This is a genomic window from Plantactinospora sp. WMMB334 (assembly GCF_049179095.1).
Classification (GTDB): Bacteria; Actinomycetota; Actinomycetes; order Mycobacteriales; family Micromonosporaceae; genus Plantactinospora.
Genome location: NZ_JBMHME010000001.1, coordinates 1 through 16,863, shown reverse-complemented (window position 1 = coordinate 16,863; position 16,863 = coordinate 1). Strand labels below are relative to the sequence as shown.

The following is a 16,863-nucleotide window of genomic DNA, read 5'->3' as shown; positions in this document are numbered from 1 at the left end:
GGCGAACAGGATTCCACCAGCAGCGATACACCGGCACAGATCCGTCTGGACGGCAAGACCGTACGCGGCGCCGTCGACGCCGACGGCGAGCAACTGCATCTGCTGTCCGCCCTGGCCGGATCGCCCGGCCCGGACCCGGCCGCCGTCATCATCGCCCAGGCCCCGACCGACGGCGCCAAGACCCGCGAACCAGAGACCGCCCGCGCCTTGCTGGAGACCCTCGATTTGCGCGACGCGACCGTCACCGCCGACGCCCTGCATACCGTCAAGGCCACCGCCGAGCTCATCCACCAGCAAGGCGGCCACTTCGTGCTACCGGTCAAAGAGAACCGGCCCGCGCTGTTCGATGCTCTCAACGTCCTGCCCTGGGCCGACACGCCGATCGGTTACGAGAGCACGGAAACGGGGCACGGCCGTACCACCCGCCGCACCATCCGGGTCCTGCCCGCCCCGCCCGGCCTGCCGTTCCCCCACGTCAGCCAGGTCTGGCTTATCGAACGCTACGTCACCACCGGCGACGGCAAGCAGTCCGCCGCCGCGCAACTCGGTGTCACCAGCCACCCCGCCGAGGCCGCCGGCCCGACCGAGATCGCCGCGTTCAACCGCGGCCAGTGGACCATCGAATCCCTGCACTTCATCCGCGATACCTGCTACCGCGAGGACCACTCCCGCGTGCGCACCCGCTCCGGCCCACGCGTCCTCGCCTCGCTACGCAACCTCGCCATCAACGCCCTACGCCTGGCCGGCCGCACTGATATCACCGAAGCCACCCGCTGGGCCAACCGCGACATGACCAGGCCATTCACCATCCTCGGCCTCACCGGATGATGTTGAAACGGCCGTGTCCTGGGGCGTGCCCACGGCCGCCGCAGAGGTTGTCCTGTTCTTCAAGGCCGGCGGAGATCTGAGCGTCAGGGATATGCGGACAACGGAAAGGCTGTTCCGGGATCGCGACGAGCAGGACTTCTTCGCCCTCCTGCCCACGCTTTCCGAAGGTCAGTGCTTGTGGCTGCGAGAGTCACTCGGGAAGATCCGGCCCGAGCATCCGTGGCTGGTTCACCTCGACTCCTGAGACTGGTACGCGCCCGGGTGAATCAGTCTCGACGGGCAGGATTGGTGGATCTTGGTGCCCCGAGTCGGCGTGGGCGTAGCAGCCGGTGGCGTTCATGCCGGGCAGACCAGGCGGTCCCGTCGTCCGCGCAGACCAGTGTAGGTTCTCAGCGAAGGTGATCCGGGGCAGCGCGCTGACCAGCAGCGGATCAGATTTGGTGAGAAGCGCTACGGTGTCTTCTTCTCACCGAAACTGATCTCTTTGCTACGTAGCCGCCGGTTGGTTTGTGGGCGGACAGGCGGTCGGCAACGCCTGCCAGTGCTGCGAGGTATGACGCCATAACCGCATCGACGGGTAGCCTGAAACGTAGCGTCCACGAGGGCTTCGAGAGCGGGGGTGACGATGGACTTCCCCACGCTGCTGAGATCCGCCTTTGGCCTGTTGATACCCGCTGCACTGCTGCTGGCGGCGTTATGGGCGTTTGGTGCGATCCGGCGCAGGCTTACCGCGAGGCGGAACCGACAGACCAGGGGCGGTGGACTCGACTGAGCCCACCGCCCCTGGATCCGTCAACGCTGGGCGTCGATCAGCCCCTGACGTGCGACAACAGCTGCGTCAGTGGTGATGAGTAGCCCGACATCCGACCAGATTACGAGCGGTACGTAGCCCAAGGCTTCGGCGAGCTTGTTGATCCAGGCGAGGCAATCCTCGATCGACTGCGTCGAGACGGCTAGATCAGTGGCGATCGTGTGGGTGGCAACCGGCTGGCCGGCCCGCTCGGCGAGATAGCGCACGAGGCCCTGGCCGTTGCTGTCGACCTTGCGGAGCAAGGCGCGAGCGTCGAACGCGACGTCGGGCCTGCCCGTGATCCACTCACGGGTCGGGTCGTTGGCGGGGTTCTCGTCGATCATCACCACTCCAGGGCTACCCATGCCTCCACGGCGGTGGCCGCTGCCGGCGGTTAGGCGGTGCAGGTGTCGGTCGCGCGACCGATGTAGGCATCATCCGAGTTGTAGTAGGCGGTCACCCACAACATGAAGGTACCGCTGAGCAGACTTGCATGGTCCCCGGTCGGAGTGCTCCATGATCCGCTCGACGACGCGTAGGGCCAGTTCTCGGTGGTCTTCCACCACTGGCCGTTGATGAACAGGTCGCGGTAGATGTGCAACTGCCTGTTGGGTTGGGCGTCCACGCCCCACCCCTTGTCCTGAACGTACCTCGTCGGAAGGATGTGGCAGGCGATGTCGGCGTAGACGATGGGGGCGAGTGCCTGTGGCTGGCTTGCCTTGGCCATGGCGAGTCTCGCAAGGGCTCCGCGCTCGTCCGTCCGGAAGAGATCGGGCGACAGCGAGGAAGCTGCCGACACTCCGCTGGGCCGAGCTGCGGCTGGTGAGGCTGCGGCGGCCAGGAGGGTGGCGACGATAAGTAAGATCGCGCTTCCCTGGTGCCCAACGCGTCGGATCACTCTCTGCACTTGTGGGCCTCCTTACTGTGGCATCAGTTCGGCCCGATGCTTCCAATGGGGAACCGGCAGACGGAACCCAAAAGTCGCATCCACGACTGTAGATATACGAAGAGTTTCCAAATTTGCCCAACTCGCCTGGGGCGAACGGAATCACGCACCCATGGCGGGAGGGCGTGACGTCGCCGTCAACCAGCAAGATGAACATCGTTTGTGACTGGTGGTGCCGTGGTTACTTAGCGGGCGCCCTGGTTGGGTGACCGGGTTGAGCCTTGGGCCAGGGTTCGGTAGATCGTTCGGTCTGGTTCGTTGATGTTGCGCCAGAACCAGGCGGGCATGTCCGTTGTGCCGGCCCAGCGAGACAGCGGGTGGGCGGGGCGGAGCAATTGCTCGGGCGCCGGGTGTTCGAGGCAGCGCGCGGCGGCGAGGAGGAACTGCATGGCTGAGGGGGCGTCGCGGTCCCCGCTTGGGGTGAGCAGCAGTTCGGGGATCGAGGTGAACAGGCCGGTGAGCGCGACGATTTCCGGGTATCGGATGACAGTGTCGGGAACGTCCGGGAGGTGCTCGGCTCGGGCGCTCCAGCGGGCACTGATCTGCTCTGGCTTGTCCCTGTAAAATCCGGCCCGGCCTCGTCCCCAGAAGCGAGTGATGCCGGCGGCTGCGGCGAACGCCTCGCCGATGGTGTCTCGGTGGCGGCGGCGAAGGATCTTGTAGCGGTGCGCAGCGGTGACGATCTCGGGTGTCGCCCCGAGGGGCTGTTCGTTGCCACGGTCGGACCGGTAGTGGTAGGGCACCAACGTGCGGCGGTGCTGGATGCAGACGGGTGGCTGGCCCGGTTCGAGCTGGATGATGGACGGGACGCGGATTCCGCGGCGGGCCGTGCAGTGGGAGCAGGGGCGTAGCAGGGTGGGATCGGTGCCGCCCAGCGGTATCCAGTCGCGCAGCGGCTCCGGCCCCGGTCTTTTGAGAGTGCGGGTGGAGATGGCGGCCAGCAGGACGGTTTCGGGATAGCCGCTGAGGATGGCCAGCCGCGCGAGCGCCGGCCGGTTGAGCGCGAGGTCGTGCGTGTGGAACGGGCCGATGTGACCGGCGTGGTCGGTGGCGATGTGGCGGATCAGCAGAGGGCGGTCGACGCGGTTGGCGTTGGCGAGCCGTCGCAGGTAGGAGATCATGAGTTCGCGCGGCATCGGCCGGACTCGGATCGGCAACGGGCGCAGGCGGCGTTGCCAGTAGGGGTCGCGCGGGTCGAGCACGGTCAGGCGGCTCCGCTGCCGGCCGTGTGTGCGGGCGTCCGGCGTGGCCGGGCCGCTGAAGCGGTGGCACCCGGCCGGGGATGTTCGGCGGCGTGGTCGAGGACGACCCGGTCCAGGGCGGCCTTGGTGATGCGTTCGGTGCCGTCGAAGATGGCCTCGATTGCGGCGTCGCGGATCAGGTGGGACAAGCTGCCGATCATGCCGCTGGTTCGTTCGTGCAGGTAGCCGGCGAGACGTAGCAGCGAACCGGTGCGGTGCTGGTGCAGGCGTAGCGCGTGTTCGAGGGCGCTGACCAGCGCGGCCCACTGCTCGCGCTGGGTGCGGGTGCCGTAGGCGAACGCCGTGGTGGCGATCGAGGCGAAACGGCCGGCGATCTGCCGGCCACGGACGCCAGAGAATAGACCGGCGTGTTCGACGTCGATGCCGGCGTAGACGAACGTGGCCGGGAGCCGCTCGGCCAGGTATTTGAGCTGGTCGGAGGCTTCCGCGCCGACCCGGGTGGCCAGGTTGAGGTTGTGTATCTCGTCGACGAGCACGAGGTCGGTGCCGAGCTGGGAGAGCACGTCGCAGACGGCGTTGGTGATGTTGACCTGGTTGAGGTTGCGGGGCAGGGGCAGGCCGAGGAACCGGGCGAACTCGGCGGCGAGGACCTTCGGAGTGGCAGCTGGCGGGACGGTGACGTAGACGACCGGCAGGAACGGGCCGGGCGCGGTGCGCCGACGCCGGGCCAGCAGTTCGTGGTGCTTGCCGAGCTGCTTGATAGCGGTGCTCTTGCCGGTGCCGGAGTCGCCGGTGACGACCAAGCCCCGCCGTGCGGTGTCGGTGCCGCGGTTGAGCAACACGAGTCGCCGGCCGGTGTTGACGATCTGGTCAACGGTCGGGGTGGCCACGATGATGAGCCGGGCGTGGTGGGCGATACGGGCATCGTCGTAGGCGTCCCGCTCGGCCGGGGTGAGTGCGGCCAGCCGGGCAGCCGCCAGCACCTCCATCCGGGAAGGCTGCTGCTCGATGAACGCCGCCCAGCCTTCCTTCGTGGTGGGCGGTTCGTGGGCCGGCGGATCGACCAGGTCTGCCGCCGGGGTGCGGGTCACCGGTAGCGCCGTTCGTCGCCGGGCTCGAACACCCCGAACGGGATCACCTTCGCCAGCGGCACGTCCCGGTCCTCCTCTTCGACGTCGGCAGGTTCTTCCGGGTCGGCCAGCGGGGTGGACGGGATCGGCCGGGACGCGGCGCGGGTCCGGGCGGCCACCCGCTGATGGCGGGCGTCGCCGCCGGGGCCGGCGCCGGCCCGGGTGAGGAGGTCGTCCAGGGCGCGGGCAACGGCGGTCTCGTCGGTGTCGTCGCCACCGCGGCCGGCGACGATCTGCCGGGCGGCCCGCCAGGTGAAGTCGGCGAACGGCTGCCCGACCATCGGCAGGTGGGTCCAGGCGGCCGTGATCCAGCCGCCGCCCTGGTGATCCCGGACGAATACGTGCGACAGGTCGTAGGGGTCGTAGTGGACCTCCCACAGCTTGCCCTTGCCGACCACGCCAGAGGACTCGTGCCGGTAACGGCCCAGATCAGGACTGTCGTAGTGTCGGTAGTCGATCTGGATGCCGTGATCGCCGATGGTGCGCCACGCGACCGGCAGCAGCTCCAGGTAGTCGGTGCCGGTCAGCGGCAGGGTGACGTACCCGGCCGCCGCGATCGCGGCGGCGAACATCTCGTTGGGCGACAGCACCCGGCCACCGGCATCCGGGTCACGTAGTCCCTCGTGCGGGCGGGGCTGCCACCCAGCGACGATCCACTCGTCGAGTAACTCCTGAAGCTGGGGCAGTGACCACACCGCCTCGGTGGCCGCCGCCGTGCCCCGCCGAGTGACGTTCGGCCCGACGTAGCCGGCCACGTGCTGGCAGAACAGGGTGCGGATCGAGCCGAACGTGCGCTCGACGTGGCCCTTGTCGGTCGGGGTGCCCGGCCGGGCCGGCTCGACGGAGATCCCGAGCCGGGCGCAGGCCCGCACGAACGTCTCGGAGACGAACACCGCACCTCGATCGGTGACGATGGTCTCCGGGACGATGACCGGCCGGGCGGCGGCGTGCTCCAGCCGCGCGTCCAGGTCCAGCAGCCGCCGGTGGGGGATGCGCGAGCGGGCCATCGCCAGCGCGTCCGCCCAGCCGGGCCGCATCGGCTCCGGGACCAACATCTTGGCCAGCAGCAGCGCCGCGTCGACGGCCTTGGTGCCCTTCGGGCGCAGCACCGCCGCGCAGATCGAGCGAGTCGCGACGTCCAGCACGACGGTCAACTCCACCCGGCCGGTCACCCCGTCGTCCAGCAGCGCCATCACGTCCAGCGGGGACGTGTCGATCTGCACCAACTCGCCTGGGCGGACCGCGACGGCGCGGGTGAACGGCCGCGCTGGCCGATTCGCCAGGCTGCGGCGGGTGGTCGCCTCGCCGAAGGTATGCCGGCCGGCATCCATCACGGCGACCAGGCGGTAGAACGTCGCCGTCGACGGCATCGGCACCACACCTGACCCGTGCTCGACGGCCAGCAAATGTTCCACCCGGCGCCGCAGCCGTGACCGGGTGCCGGTCGACTCCCCGGTCTCGGCCGCCATCACAGCCTCAACCGCCGCGACCACCCGGTCGTCGACCCGACCGTAGGAGGACGCCGGGCGGGTGGCCCGGTGGTCGACCAGGCCCCACAGGCCTTCGGACCGGTAGCGCAGCCGCATCCGCTTGACCGTGACCGCGCTGGTCGGCTGCCCCGCCGCGGTCAGCTCGGCCGCCTTGGCCGCCTCCCGCTCCGCCAACGTGTACCGGGCCGGGTCGTAGGGCTCGCGCGGCCGGACACCTGCCGGCGCGTCCGGCGGCAACCCGGTCTGCACCTCCACGACGTGCCGCTCCCACTGTCGGGCACGCTCCAGCACCGTCGCCGGCAGCGCGTCGACCAGCCCGACCGGATCCAGCCGGGCCGGCGCCGGACCGGCTTCCAACAGCTCGAAGCCCGGCGACGCCAGCACATGTGCCAACAGCAACACCTGGGCATCGCCGACCTCATCGACCAGGCGTACCCGCACACCCTGCAAGCCGCCGACCGTCCACGATCGACCGTCAAACTGCAACCGGTCGCCGACCCCCAGCACCGCCCGCCCGGCGCCGCTCACCGGGCCGCCGCCGACACAATCGACAGCTCCGACAGCGGCACCGCAAGATCGGTACTCAGCCGGCCGCACCACAGCAGGTGGAACACCGTCGGCAGACTGGCCAGCGGGTCACCCAACCGTGCCGCGCCGTCCATCAACGGCGTCGGCTCCGCGAACACCGCCGGAGCGGCAGCGGCGACCGCCGGGCGCAGGCAGCGCGGATACCGATACCCGGCCAGCCATCGGACGTTCGCCATCACCACCGGATCCGGCTCGTGCACCAGCCGATACTCCCAACCAGCCTCGGCGCAGGCCCGGCCGGTCGTCTCGAACGCCGCCGCGTCACGCGGGCGTACCCGCGCGGCCGGGCGGACATCGATCACCACACCGGTGCCGTCGACCAGCCGTACGAAGAAGTCCGGCGCGTGCGAGCGCCGCCGGCCCGCGTGGTCCCACGACAGCCAGAATGGCTGCGACGCCATCGCCACCACCGAGGGGTCGAAGTCCAGGAGCGTCAGATGATCCCGCTCCAACCACGACTCGAAGCCCACATGCCCGCCGATCGTCGCCGCCCACCACAGGCCCGTGTTGTTGCGCTGCCCCCGATACGCGGGGAACGACCGAACCGGCGGCACCAACTCGAACGCCACCCCGGCCACCGCGCCCAGGTCCTCCCGCTGCTCCCGCCCGTCCGGGCCGACGTACCCGACCACAAACCCGGACAACGAGGCAGGCGCCGAACCCCGCAGAGCCACCAGACCGCCCAAACCCGACCGCCTCCCCTGATCCAGATCCGCCCAAAGGCTAGCGACGACCCGGACGGCCGCACGCAGCCGGGCGGATCAAGTTCCGTGAGAACGGATCAGATACGGATCAGATCCAGTGAGAACGGATCAACTTTCGTGAGAACCCACAACGGGGGTGCCGGCGCGCCCGGCGCACCGGGCGTCGGTGACGGTTACTTCCCGGCCGCCGGCAACGGCGGCTACGACGCCCTCCACTACGGTCTCGAGATCCGGTACGAGCCGACCACCCGGGCCTTCGCCGGGGTCGCCACGATCAGTGCCCGGGCCACCGACCGGCTCTCCCGGTTCAACCTGGACCTGCGCGGCTTCGAGGTGCGCTCGGTGACCGTCGACGGGCGTCCCGCACGCTACGACCGGGACGGCCAGGAGTTGCGGATCACACCGAGGTACGGCCTGCGCCGGGGCGAGCGGTTCACGGTGGTGGTCCGGTACGACGGCACCACCGGCCGGCCGACCGACATCGAGGGCGCCCTCTACGGCTGGGTCTCCACCCCGGACGGCTCGTTCGTGGCGAACGAGCCGGAGGGCGCCTCCACCTGGTACCCGGTCAACGACCACCCCACCGACAAGGCCAGCTACGACTTCCGGATCACGGTGCCGGCCGGCAGGACGGCGGTCGCCAACGGCGAACTGGTGGGCCGGTGGACCAGTCGCGGCTGGACGACCTTCGCCTGGCGGGCCCGCGACCCGATGGCCAGCTACCTCTCGACCGCCTCGGTCGGCGACTACGACCTGCGCCGCAGCACCGGGCCGCGCGGCCTGCCCATCATCGACGCCGTCGACCGGGACCTCGGCCCGGAGGCCGCCGACGGGCTGGCCCGGACGGCCGAGATGATCGAGTACTTCACCGAGCTCTTCGGCCGCTACCCGTTCACGTCCTACGGCGCGATCGTCGACGACGACACCGACGCCGGCTACGCCCTGGAAACGCAGACCCGGCCGATCTACTCCGGTCCACCCCGCGAGTCCACCGTGGCGCACGAGCTCGCCCACCAGTGGTACGGCAACAGCGTCAGTCCGGTGCGCTGGCAGGAGATCTGGCTGAACGAGGGCTTCGCCAGCTACGCCGAGTGGCTGTGGGAGGAGCACACCGGCGGGCGTACCGCGCAGGCGCGGTTCGACACGAACTACGCCCGGCCGGAGACGGCCGGCTTCTGGAACCCGCCGCCGGGTGACCCGGGGGCCGACAACCTCTTCGCCGGCTCGGTCTACATCAAGGGTGCGATGACGCTGCACGCGCTGCGTACGACGATCGGCGACCGGGCGTTCTTCACCCTGCTCCGCACCTGGTACGCGGCGAACCGCGACGACACGGCGAGCACGGCCGACTTCGTCCGGCTCGCCGAGAAGATCAGCCGGCGCCAACTCGACGCGTTCTTCCGGACCTGGCTCTACACGCCGGGCAAGCCGGCCGCCTGGTGACGGCGCGTGAGTGGTCCCCGCCGGGGTCGGTGCCGGGGGTGGGGCCGGAGGAGACTACTTAACCGGTTGCGTTGGCCGATCCATCGGCCTACCCTGATCCGTGCGTCCCAGGGAGTCGGGCGGTAACCGTCGGGCTGCGGTCACCGATCCCTTGCTTCTGCCCCCGTTCGGGGCTTCTCCCTGAGGTAGGTCATGAGAAGACGAATCTACGCCGCCGGATCGGCGCTGCTCGCGCTGCTGGTCTCCGCCGTCGTCACGCTCGTCGTGGCAGCTTCGCCGGCCCAGGCGGCCGCCGGGTTCACGGTCAGCGGCGGGCGGCTGCTCGACGCCAACGGCAACCAGTTCATCATGCGCGGCGTCAGCCACCCGCACGCCTGGTACGCCAGCCAAACCGGTTCATTCGCGAACATCAAGTCACTCGGCGCCAACACGGTGCGGGTGGTGCTGAGCAGTGGCGCCCGGTGGACCCAGAACAGCGCCAGCGACGTCGCCAACGTCATCTCGCTCTGCAAGGCGAACCGGCTGATCTGCGTCCTGGAGGTGCACGACACCACCGGGTACGGCGAAGAGGGTGCCGCGATCACCCTGGACCAGGCGGTGAGCTACTGGATCAGCATCCAGGGCGCGCTGACCGGCCAGGAGAACTACGTCATCCTCAACATCGGCAACGAGCCGTTCGGCAACAACGAGAGCGTCAGCGCCACCTGGCCGGCGGCGACCCGCAATGCGATCACCCGGCTGCGCAACGCCGGCTTCGACCACACCATCATGGTCGACGCGCCGATGTGGGGCCAGGACTGGCGCTTCATCATGCGGGACAACGCGCAGTCGGTCTTCAACTCCGACCCGGACCGGAACACGGTCTTCTCGATCCACATGTACGGCGTCTTCGACACCGCCGCCGAGATCACCGACTACCTCGGCCGGTTCCGCAGCGCCAACCTGCCGATCGTGGTGGGCGAGTTCGGCCACGACCACTCGGACGGCAACCCGGACGAGGACACCATCATGTCGTACACCCAGCAGAACGGGATCGGCTACATCGGCTGGTCGTGGAGTGGCAACGGCGGTGGCGTCGAGTACCTCGACATGGTGACCAACTTCAACGTCAACCAGCTCACCTCCTGGGGGCAGCGGATCTTCAACGGCGCCAACGGGATCCGCCAGACCGCCCGGGAGGCGACCGTCTACGGCGGAGTGAACCCGCCGACGACGCGGCCCCCGACGACTCCGCCGACGACGCGGCCCCCGACGACTCCGCCGACGACGCGGCCCCCGACCACCCCGCCGACGACCCGGCCGCCGACGACTCCGCCGCCCGGCGCCCGGGGCTGCACCGCCAGCTACGCCGTCAGCGGCCAGTGGCAGGGCGGCTTCCAGGGTGAGGTCCGGGTCACCGCCGGCAGCGCGGCGATCAGCGGCTGGACCGTGACCTGGAGCTACGCCAACGGGCAGCAGATCAACCAGGCATGGAACGCCACGGTCAGCAGCAGCGGGTCGAACGTGACCGCCCGGAACGTCTCCTACAACGGCAACCTCGGTGCCGGAGCCAGCACGGCGTTCGGGTTCCTCGGAACGTGGAACGGCACCAACAGCTCCCCGGCACTGACCTGCACCGGCAGTTGACCCCGGCAACCGTGCCGGCCGGCTGACTCCCGCCACACCGGCAGGCCGGACCTGCGCCCGGTGGCCGGGCCCGCCCACGCGGGTCCGGCCGCCGGGCTCCGGACGATCAGACGCCGTCCTGCCGCGGAATCAGACGCCGTCCTGCCGCAGCCGGGGCAGCAGCTCGGTGGCGACCTCCGCGAGCACCGCCTCGCTGCCGGCGTACCAGCTCGACTCGCGCGGCCAGTGCGTCACGACATCGGTGAAGCCGAGCGCGGCGGCGCGGGCGACGGCCTCGGCGAAGTACTCGACGCTGGAGAGCGAGAAGACCGGCGCGGAGTCGAGCGAGAGATAGCGGTCGAGGGTGCCGGGATCGCGGCCCTCGGCGGAGAGGGCCTTGTCCATCCGGGCCGCCAGCCCGGCCACCGAGCGCCACCACGCGTCGAGGTCGTCGCCGTCCGGGATGCCGGTGGTCACCCAACCGCGGCCGTACCGGGCGGCGAGCCGCAGCGAACGTGGCCCGTTCGCGGCGACCACGAACGGCACCCGGGGTGCCTGCACGCAGCCCGGGGTGCTCCGGGCGTCGACCGCCGCGTAGTGGTCCCCGCGCCAGGTGACGCGCTCCTGCCGGAGCAGCAGGTCCAGCAGCTCGGTGAACTCGGTGAACCGGTCCGCCCGTCGCCGGGGCGACAGCGCCTCGCCGCCGAGGACGGCCGAGTCGAACCCGGCCCCGCCGGCGCCGATCCCGAGCAGCACCCGGCCGGCCGTGACATCGTCCAGCGCGGTGATCTGGCGGGCGAAGTGCACCGGATGCCGGAAGTTGGGCGACGCGACGAGGGTGCCCAACCTGATCCGCGAGGTGACCATCCCGGCCGCGGTCAGGGTCCCCATCGCGTCGAACCACGGGCCGTCGACGAGGTCCCGCCACCCCAGGTGGTCGTAGGTCCAGGCGTGGTCGAACCCCCACTCCTCCGCCTGCCGCCACCGGCGCTCGGCCTCGGACCAGCGGCGGTCGGGAAGGATGACGATGCCGATGCGCATGATCGTCAGCCTAGTCCGGCAGATCACCCCGGCGCCGGGGCAGCGCCGCAGCGGCGCGGATCACCCGAATCGGTGACGGGCCAATGCTCTCAGCCACCTCACAGCTACGGTTAATAGGGTCACCGGAGTGGCGTGCGGATCCATCGTGGAAGATGCACGCCGGACACCACGGCAACGTCCGCCGTAAACAGGAGTATCTCTATGGTCTTCAAGAAGATGTTGAGCGCCCTCGGCGTCGGCGGTCCGAGCGTCGACACCGTGCTGGCCAATCCGAACACCCGGCCCGGCCTGGTGCTCGACGGGCAGGTCAATCTGCGCGGCGGAGATGCGGCGGCCGACATCGAGCAGGTCACCGTCGCGCTGGTCACCCGGGTCGAGATGGAGGGTGGTGACAGCGAGTACGCCGGCACCATGGAGTTCTACCGGCTGCCGGTGAGCGGTGCGATGCGGCTGGAAGCCAAGCAGGAGCTCACGATCCCGTTCCAGCTCCCGGTCCCCTGGGAGACCCCGATCACCGACGTCTACGGTCAGCGCCTGCGCGGGATGACGATGGGCCTGCGTACCGAGCTGGCGGTGGCCCGGGCGGTGGACAAGGGCGACCTGGACGCCATCGCCGTGCACCCGCTGCCGGTGCACGAGAAGATCCTGGAGGCGTTCGCCCAGCTCGGCTTCCAGTTCAAGAGCGCGGACCTGGAACGCGGGCACATCTACGGCGTGCAGCAGACGCTGCCGTTCTACCAGGAGATCGAGTTCTACGCGGCCCCGCAGTACGCGCACGCGATCCGCGAGGTCGAACTCACCTTCGTCACCAACCAGCACGGCGTGGACGTCATCATCGAGTGCGACAAGCGCGGCGGGATGTTCAGCGGCGGGCACGACACGGTCGGCCGGTACACGGCCGAGCACGTCGGCGTCGAGCAGGTCGACTGGCGGCAGCGGGTCGAGGGCTGGCTGGCGCAGACGGTGGAGAGCTACGGCCGGTACGCCGCGCAGCACCACGGGCACCCCGGCAAGCAGGGGCACCACGGCGGGCACGGCATGGGTGGCATGGTCGCCGGTGCCGCGCTCGGGCTGGCCGGGGGCATGATCGCCGGCGAGATGCTGGAGGACGCCTTCGAGGGCGACTTCGGCGAGGAGTGAGCCTCGGGGAAGGCGAGGCACGTCCCCGCGGCCACGCCCGTCCCGGCGGAGACGACAGAGAAGGGTCGCGGTCCCCGCCGCTTCCGGCGGGGACCGCGACCCCCGTGGCAAGGTCACCACTGCTCTGGACCTCGACCGGGCCCTGCTCCGGGGCGGGCGCGGCCGAGCGTCGTCACCGTCTTCCGTGTCGCCAGGCGTTGCCCAGCTTCGCCAGACCACGGCTACCCAGGTAGGCGATGGTCATCAGGGTGATGAAGAACCAGGCCTGCTGTGCCCGGAACGGGTCGACGCCGGCGGCGTCCCTACCGACCAGGTCCGCGGCCAGCAGCGTGAAGCCGACCGCCGCCAGATAGATGTAGAACTCGGTGCTCAGCCAGGCGGGCTTGGTCTCGTTACCGGGATTCCGCCGTACCGGCTCGTCCATCCGGCGCTGCATCTCCGCCAACGTCTGCTGTATCTGCTGGTTGGAGATGTTCTGGGCACCCATCTCCCGGGTCGGTGCCGACTGCATGTCCGTCACCTGCTGGCCCATCGGCTGCCTGGACGGGGTCTGCGTACTCATCTTTTCCTCCTCGGATTCGATGAGATCTCTTCCGACCGCCCCCGGTCACGGCGCGCTGCCGCACCGGCGGCACCCGCTGGCTACCCGACCCGATGACCCACAAACGCCGCCCCCACGACCCTCGCCGCGCCTGCCACGACCCGCAGTCGTGCGCGACGGAGACGTCGTCACCTGTACGTCAGAGGCGTTATGTCGGCGGGATAACGCCTCTGACGTACAGGTGACCGGTCGCAAGCGGATGGGCGGCGTCGGATGGGCGCGCAGGCGGGGCAGCTTGACAGCGCCGTAGCAGGAGGGGCCGGGGCGCGGTCGGATTCCCTGCCGGCATCCGGGGTGCGGCCGGTGGTGTTTGCCGACCCGGGCACCGGGGACACCCCGGACGACGACGAGTCGGGCGAGGTGATGGACGTGCGCGCCGAGGACGGACGGCGGAAGTCGGCACGGCGGACCGAGGACCGGATCGGGCCCGGGAAGTACGGTCCCGGCGCGGTCGACGAGGTCACCCTGCCGGTGGACGAGGGGCGCGAGGCGCACGAACGCGACATCGAGGACCCGGCGGACCGGGCGCGGGACGCGGACGTGCTGCGGGACGGTGGCCCGACCCGGAACCGGGGGGTGAGCACCACCACCGGAACCGGACGGCGCGCCGGCCCGGCGAACGCACGCCGGCAACCCCGCCGGCCGGGCGGAAAGGTCGCACCGACCACCACCGGGGACGCGACCACCGGCGGGATCAACCCGTCGGCCGCGGGGTCGACAAGTGACGCGTCCGGACAGGCACGCCAGATAGGCAACTTCACCGACACGTAGCGCCGCCCGCGACCCCGCTCGTCAGTCGGTGCGGAGGATGCCCAACCGTTGGGTGGCGCGGGTGAGCGCGACGTAGAGGTCGTTGCGCCCGCGCGGTGACTCCGCGACGATCCGGTCCGGATCGACCACCAGCACCGAGTCGAACTCCAGCCCCTTCGCCTGGGCGACGGTCAGCAGCACCACCGGGCTCTCCAGCGCCGGGTCGTCGCCGAGTGCCACCTCGGGCTCCGCCTCGGTGGCCGCCCGGCCCAGCTCGTCGACGAGCCCGGCCGGCACGATCACGCCGAGCCGGCCGGCGCCGACCGCCGCGGCCCCGCCGCGGATCGCCTCGACGAGCCGCCCGGCCAGCTCACCGGTGCCGACCCGCAGGTCCCACGGCTGGACGCCGGTGTCGCGTACGGCGCGGGGCGGGGTGAGCATCGGGTCGATCTCCGCCAGCACCTTGGCGGCGACCGCCAGGATCTCCGACGGCGTACGGTAGCTCACCGTCAACTCCTCCAGCCGCCACCGCTCGCCGACGTACGGCTCCAGCACCGGCGACCAGGAGGAGGCGCCGGCCAGCGACCCGGTCTGGGCCACGTCCCCGACGATGGTCATCGACCGGCTGGGGCAGCGGCGCATCAGCAGCCGCCACGCCATCGGGGAGAGCTCCTGCGCCTCGTCCACGATCACATGCCCGAAGGCCCAGCTCCGGTCCGCCGCCGCCCGCTCGGCCGTGGTCAACTGCTCCCCGTCGGCCTGCCGCTCGGCCAGCCGGTCGGCGACGAGCAGGTCGGTGACGCGCAGGAACTCGTCCTCCTCGTCCTCGAAGTCGACCGACCTGGAACCGGCGGCGATCTCGAGGACGCCCTCGGCGTACTCGATCTCGGCCCGGCGCTGCCGTTCGGCGCGGGCCTGCGCCGCACGGTCGTCCTCACCGAGCAGTTCCGCCGCCTCGTCCAGCAGCGGTATGTCGGCCGGGCTCCAGCCGCCGCGCGGCTCGCGCCGCAGCGCCGCCCGTTCGGCCGCACCGAGATTCGTCGCCGCGACCGCGAGCCGCCGCTCGGAGGCGAAGAGCCCGGCCACCACCTGCTGCGGGGTGAGCACCGGCCAGAGCCAGTCCAGCACCGCCCGCACCTCCGGCTCGGTCCGCAGCTCGCGCCGGAACTCGGCGAGGTCGGCCTCGTCGAGCAGGTTCTCCCCGCCCAGCGGGTCGGCGCCGAGCCGCTGGGCGAGCTGGTCGGCGAGGGCGTGGACGATCTCGATGTCGAAGAGCGGCCGGGCGAGGTTGTGCGGCCGGCCCGAGCGGCGTACCCGCTCCCGGGCGGCGGCGACGGTGGCGGGCTCCAGCAGCAGGGTGTCCCGCTCGATGTTGATCTCGATCGGCTCGTCCGGCACCCGCTGCCGGTCCCGTACGGCGGCGGCCAGCACCTCGACCATGTCGAGCCGGCCCTTCAGCTCGGCCAGCCCGGCCGGCTCGGAGCGGGTCGCGGTGACCCCCGGGAAGAGTTCACCGGCGGTACGCAGCAGCACGCCGGTCTCGGCGAGCGTCGGCAGCACCTGCGAGATGTAGCGCAGGAACGTCGCGTTCGGACCGACGAGCAGCACACCACGGGTGGAGAGGATCTGCCGGTGCGTGTAGAGCAGGTACGCGGCCCGGTGCAGCGCCACCGCCGTCTTGCCGGTGCCCGGCCCGCCCTGCACCACCAGTACGCCGTCCAGGTCGGCCCGGATCACCTGGTCCTGCTCGGCCTGGATGGTCTGGACGATGTCCGTCATCCGGCCGGTACGGCTGGCGTTGACCGCGGCGAGCAGCGCCGCCTCGCCGGTCAGCCCGCCCTGGTCGCCGGCCTCCCCGGCGTCGCTCAGGTCGAGCACCTCGTCGTCGAGGCCGACCACCTCGCGGTCCCGGGTCCGGATGTGCCGCCGTCGGCGTACGCCGTCCGGCGCGGCGGCGGTGGCGAGATAGAACGGCCGGGCCGCCGGGGTGCGCCAGTCCAGCAGCACCGGCTCGTGTTCGCCGCTGTCGTCGAAGAGGCCGATCCGGCCGACGTAGAACCGGGTGCCGTCGTCGAGGTCGAGCCGGCCGAAGCAGAGGCCCTGCTCCACCGCGCCGAGCCGGTCGACCTGGTCGGCATACATCCGGACCGTGCCGTCGCGTTGCGAGCGTTCCTGCTGGGTGCCGCCGACGTTGCGCAGCGCGTCGCGGAGCCGCCGGCCGGCCTGGGCGCGCAGGTCGTCGAGGCGCCCGTAGAGCATGGAGACGTACCGCTGTTCGCCGGGGATGGCGTCGACCGACTCGCCGAGACTCTGGCGGCGCTCGCCGCCGAGACTCCGGTCGCGCGAAACACCGGATTGTTTTGACAAACCGTCTCCCCATTGCTATTCTCAGCGCAGAACGGCATTTCGCCGTTCTTTTTTGTTTCCCTGAACTGAGAAACGATAGCGCGTTTCCGCGCCGGCAACCATCGGGCGCGCCGCCGCTCAGATCGGTCAGACTCGATTGCGGGGAGATGGGCGGGACGCTGTCGGCTGGGTGACACGAGTCCGGGGTGACACGAGTCCGGGGTGACACGAGTCCGGGGTGACACGAGTCCGGGCGTAA

General features: G+C 70.7%; 15 protein-coding genes. 6 read left to right on the top strand and 9 right to left on the bottom strand.

Annotation, left to right across the window (positions count from 1 at the left end):
- Window positions 1–828, top strand: an 828-nt coding sequence (locus ACN27G_RS00075; RefSeq protein WP_421490719.1) for an ISAs1 family transposase, incomplete at its 5' end; no start/stop codon positions are given.
- A gap of 13 nt (window positions 829–841) precedes the next feature.
- Window positions 842–1,072, top strand: coding sequence for a hypothetical protein (locus tag ACN27G_RS00070; protein WP_421490718.1), 231 nt, complete (start codon window positions 842–844; stop codon window positions 1,070–1,072).
- Between the two features lie 548 nt (window positions 1,073–1,620).
- Here the strand turns inward: ACN27G_RS00070 and ACN27G_RS00065 are convergent.
- The 6 genes from ACN27G_RS00065 to ACN27G_RS00040 form a co-directional block, all read right to left on the bottom strand.
- Window positions 1,621–1,962, bottom strand: a complete 342-nt coding sequence (locus ACN27G_RS00065) for a hypothetical protein (RefSeq protein ID WP_421490717.1) — start codon at window positions 1,960–1,962, stop codon at window positions 1,621–1,623.
- A gap of 50 nt (window positions 1,963–2,012) precedes the next feature.
- Complete coding sequence (locus ACN27G_RS00060; protein ID WP_130463598.1) at window positions 2,013–2,345, bottom strand: hypothetical protein; 333 nt, start codon at window positions 2,343–2,345, stop codon at window positions 2,013–2,015.
- 404 nt (window positions 2,346–2,749) lie between these two features.
- Complete coding sequence (locus ACN27G_RS00055; protein ID WP_421490716.1) at window positions 2,750–3,766, bottom strand: TniQ family protein; 1,017 nt, start codon at window positions 3,764–3,766, stop codon at window positions 2,750–2,752.
- Window positions 3,767–3,768: 2 nt separating this feature from the next.
- On the bottom strand, window positions 3,769–4,857 hold the full coding sequence (locus tag ACN27G_RS00050; RefSeq protein WP_421490715.1) for an ATP-binding protein: 1,089 nt from the start codon (window positions 4,855–4,857) through the stop codon (window positions 3,769–3,771).
- Window positions 4,854–6,914: a Mu transposase C-terminal domain-containing protein gene (locus tag ACN27G_RS00045; protein WP_421490714.1), complete on the bottom strand. Its 2,061-nt coding sequence runs from the start codon at window positions 6,912–6,914 to the stop codon at window positions 4,854–4,856. The genes ACN27G_RS00050 and ACN27G_RS00045 overlap by 4 nt, the downstream gene beginning before the upstream one ends.
- Window positions 6,911–7,618, bottom strand: a complete 708-nt coding sequence (locus tag ACN27G_RS00040; RefSeq protein ID WP_421490713.1) for a TnsA-like heteromeric transposase endonuclease subunit — start codon at window positions 7,616–7,618, stop codon at window positions 6,911–6,913. The genes ACN27G_RS00045 and ACN27G_RS00040 overlap by 4 nt, the downstream gene beginning before the upstream one ends.
- A gap of 177 nt (window positions 7,619–7,795) precedes the next feature.
- Here ACN27G_RS00040 and ACN27G_RS00035 point away from each other — a divergent pair, with 177 nt between their 5' ends.
- Complete coding sequence (locus tag ACN27G_RS00035) at window positions 7,796–9,121, top strand: M1 family metallopeptidase (protein WP_421490712.1); 1,326 nt, start codon at window positions 7,796–7,798, stop codon at window positions 9,119–9,121.
- A gap of 192 nt (window positions 9,122–9,313) precedes the next feature.
- Complete coding sequence (locus tag ACN27G_RS00030; protein WP_421490711.1) at window positions 9,314–10,747, top strand: cellulase family glycosylhydrolase; 1,434 nt, start codon at window positions 9,314–9,316, stop codon at window positions 10,745–10,747.
- A 129-nt stretch (window positions 10,748–10,876) separates the two neighbouring features.
- Here ACN27G_RS00030 and ACN27G_RS00025 read toward each other — a convergent pair whose 3' ends face one another.
- Window positions 10,877–11,767: an LLM class flavin-dependent oxidoreductase gene (locus tag ACN27G_RS00025; protein ID WP_421490710.1), complete on the bottom strand. Its 891-nt coding sequence runs from the start codon at window positions 11,765–11,767 to the stop codon at window positions 10,877–10,879.
- Between the two features lie 201 nt (window positions 11,768–11,968).
- Between ACN27G_RS00025 and ACN27G_RS00020 the strand changes: the two genes are divergently transcribed.
- Complete coding sequence (locus tag ACN27G_RS00020; protein WP_421490709.1) at window positions 11,969–12,907, top strand: sporulation protein; 939 nt, start codon at window positions 11,969–11,971, stop codon at window positions 12,905–12,907.
- Between the two features lie 172 nt (window positions 12,908–13,079).
- Here ACN27G_RS00020 and ACN27G_RS00015 read toward each other — a convergent pair whose 3' ends face one another.
- A complete protein-coding gene (locus ACN27G_RS00015; protein ID WP_421490708.1) occupies window positions 13,080–13,469 on the bottom strand; it encodes a hypothetical protein in 390 nt (129 codons plus the stop codon).
- A 408-nt stretch (window positions 13,470–13,877) separates the two neighbouring features.
- Between ACN27G_RS00015 and ACN27G_RS00010 the strand changes: the two genes are divergently transcribed.
- Entirely contained in the window at window positions 13,878–14,279 is a 402-nt protein-coding gene (locus tag ACN27G_RS00010; RefSeq protein WP_421490721.1) for a hypothetical protein, read from the top strand.
- Window positions 14,280–14,300: 21 nt separating this feature from the next.
- Here ACN27G_RS00010 and ACN27G_RS00005 read toward each other — a convergent pair whose 3' ends face one another.
- Complete coding sequence (locus tag ACN27G_RS00005) at window positions 14,301–16,517, bottom strand: HelD family protein (RefSeq protein WP_421490720.1); 2,217 nt, start codon at window positions 16,515–16,517, stop codon at window positions 14,301–14,303.
- Window positions 16,518–16,863: the final 346 nt, after the last annotated feature.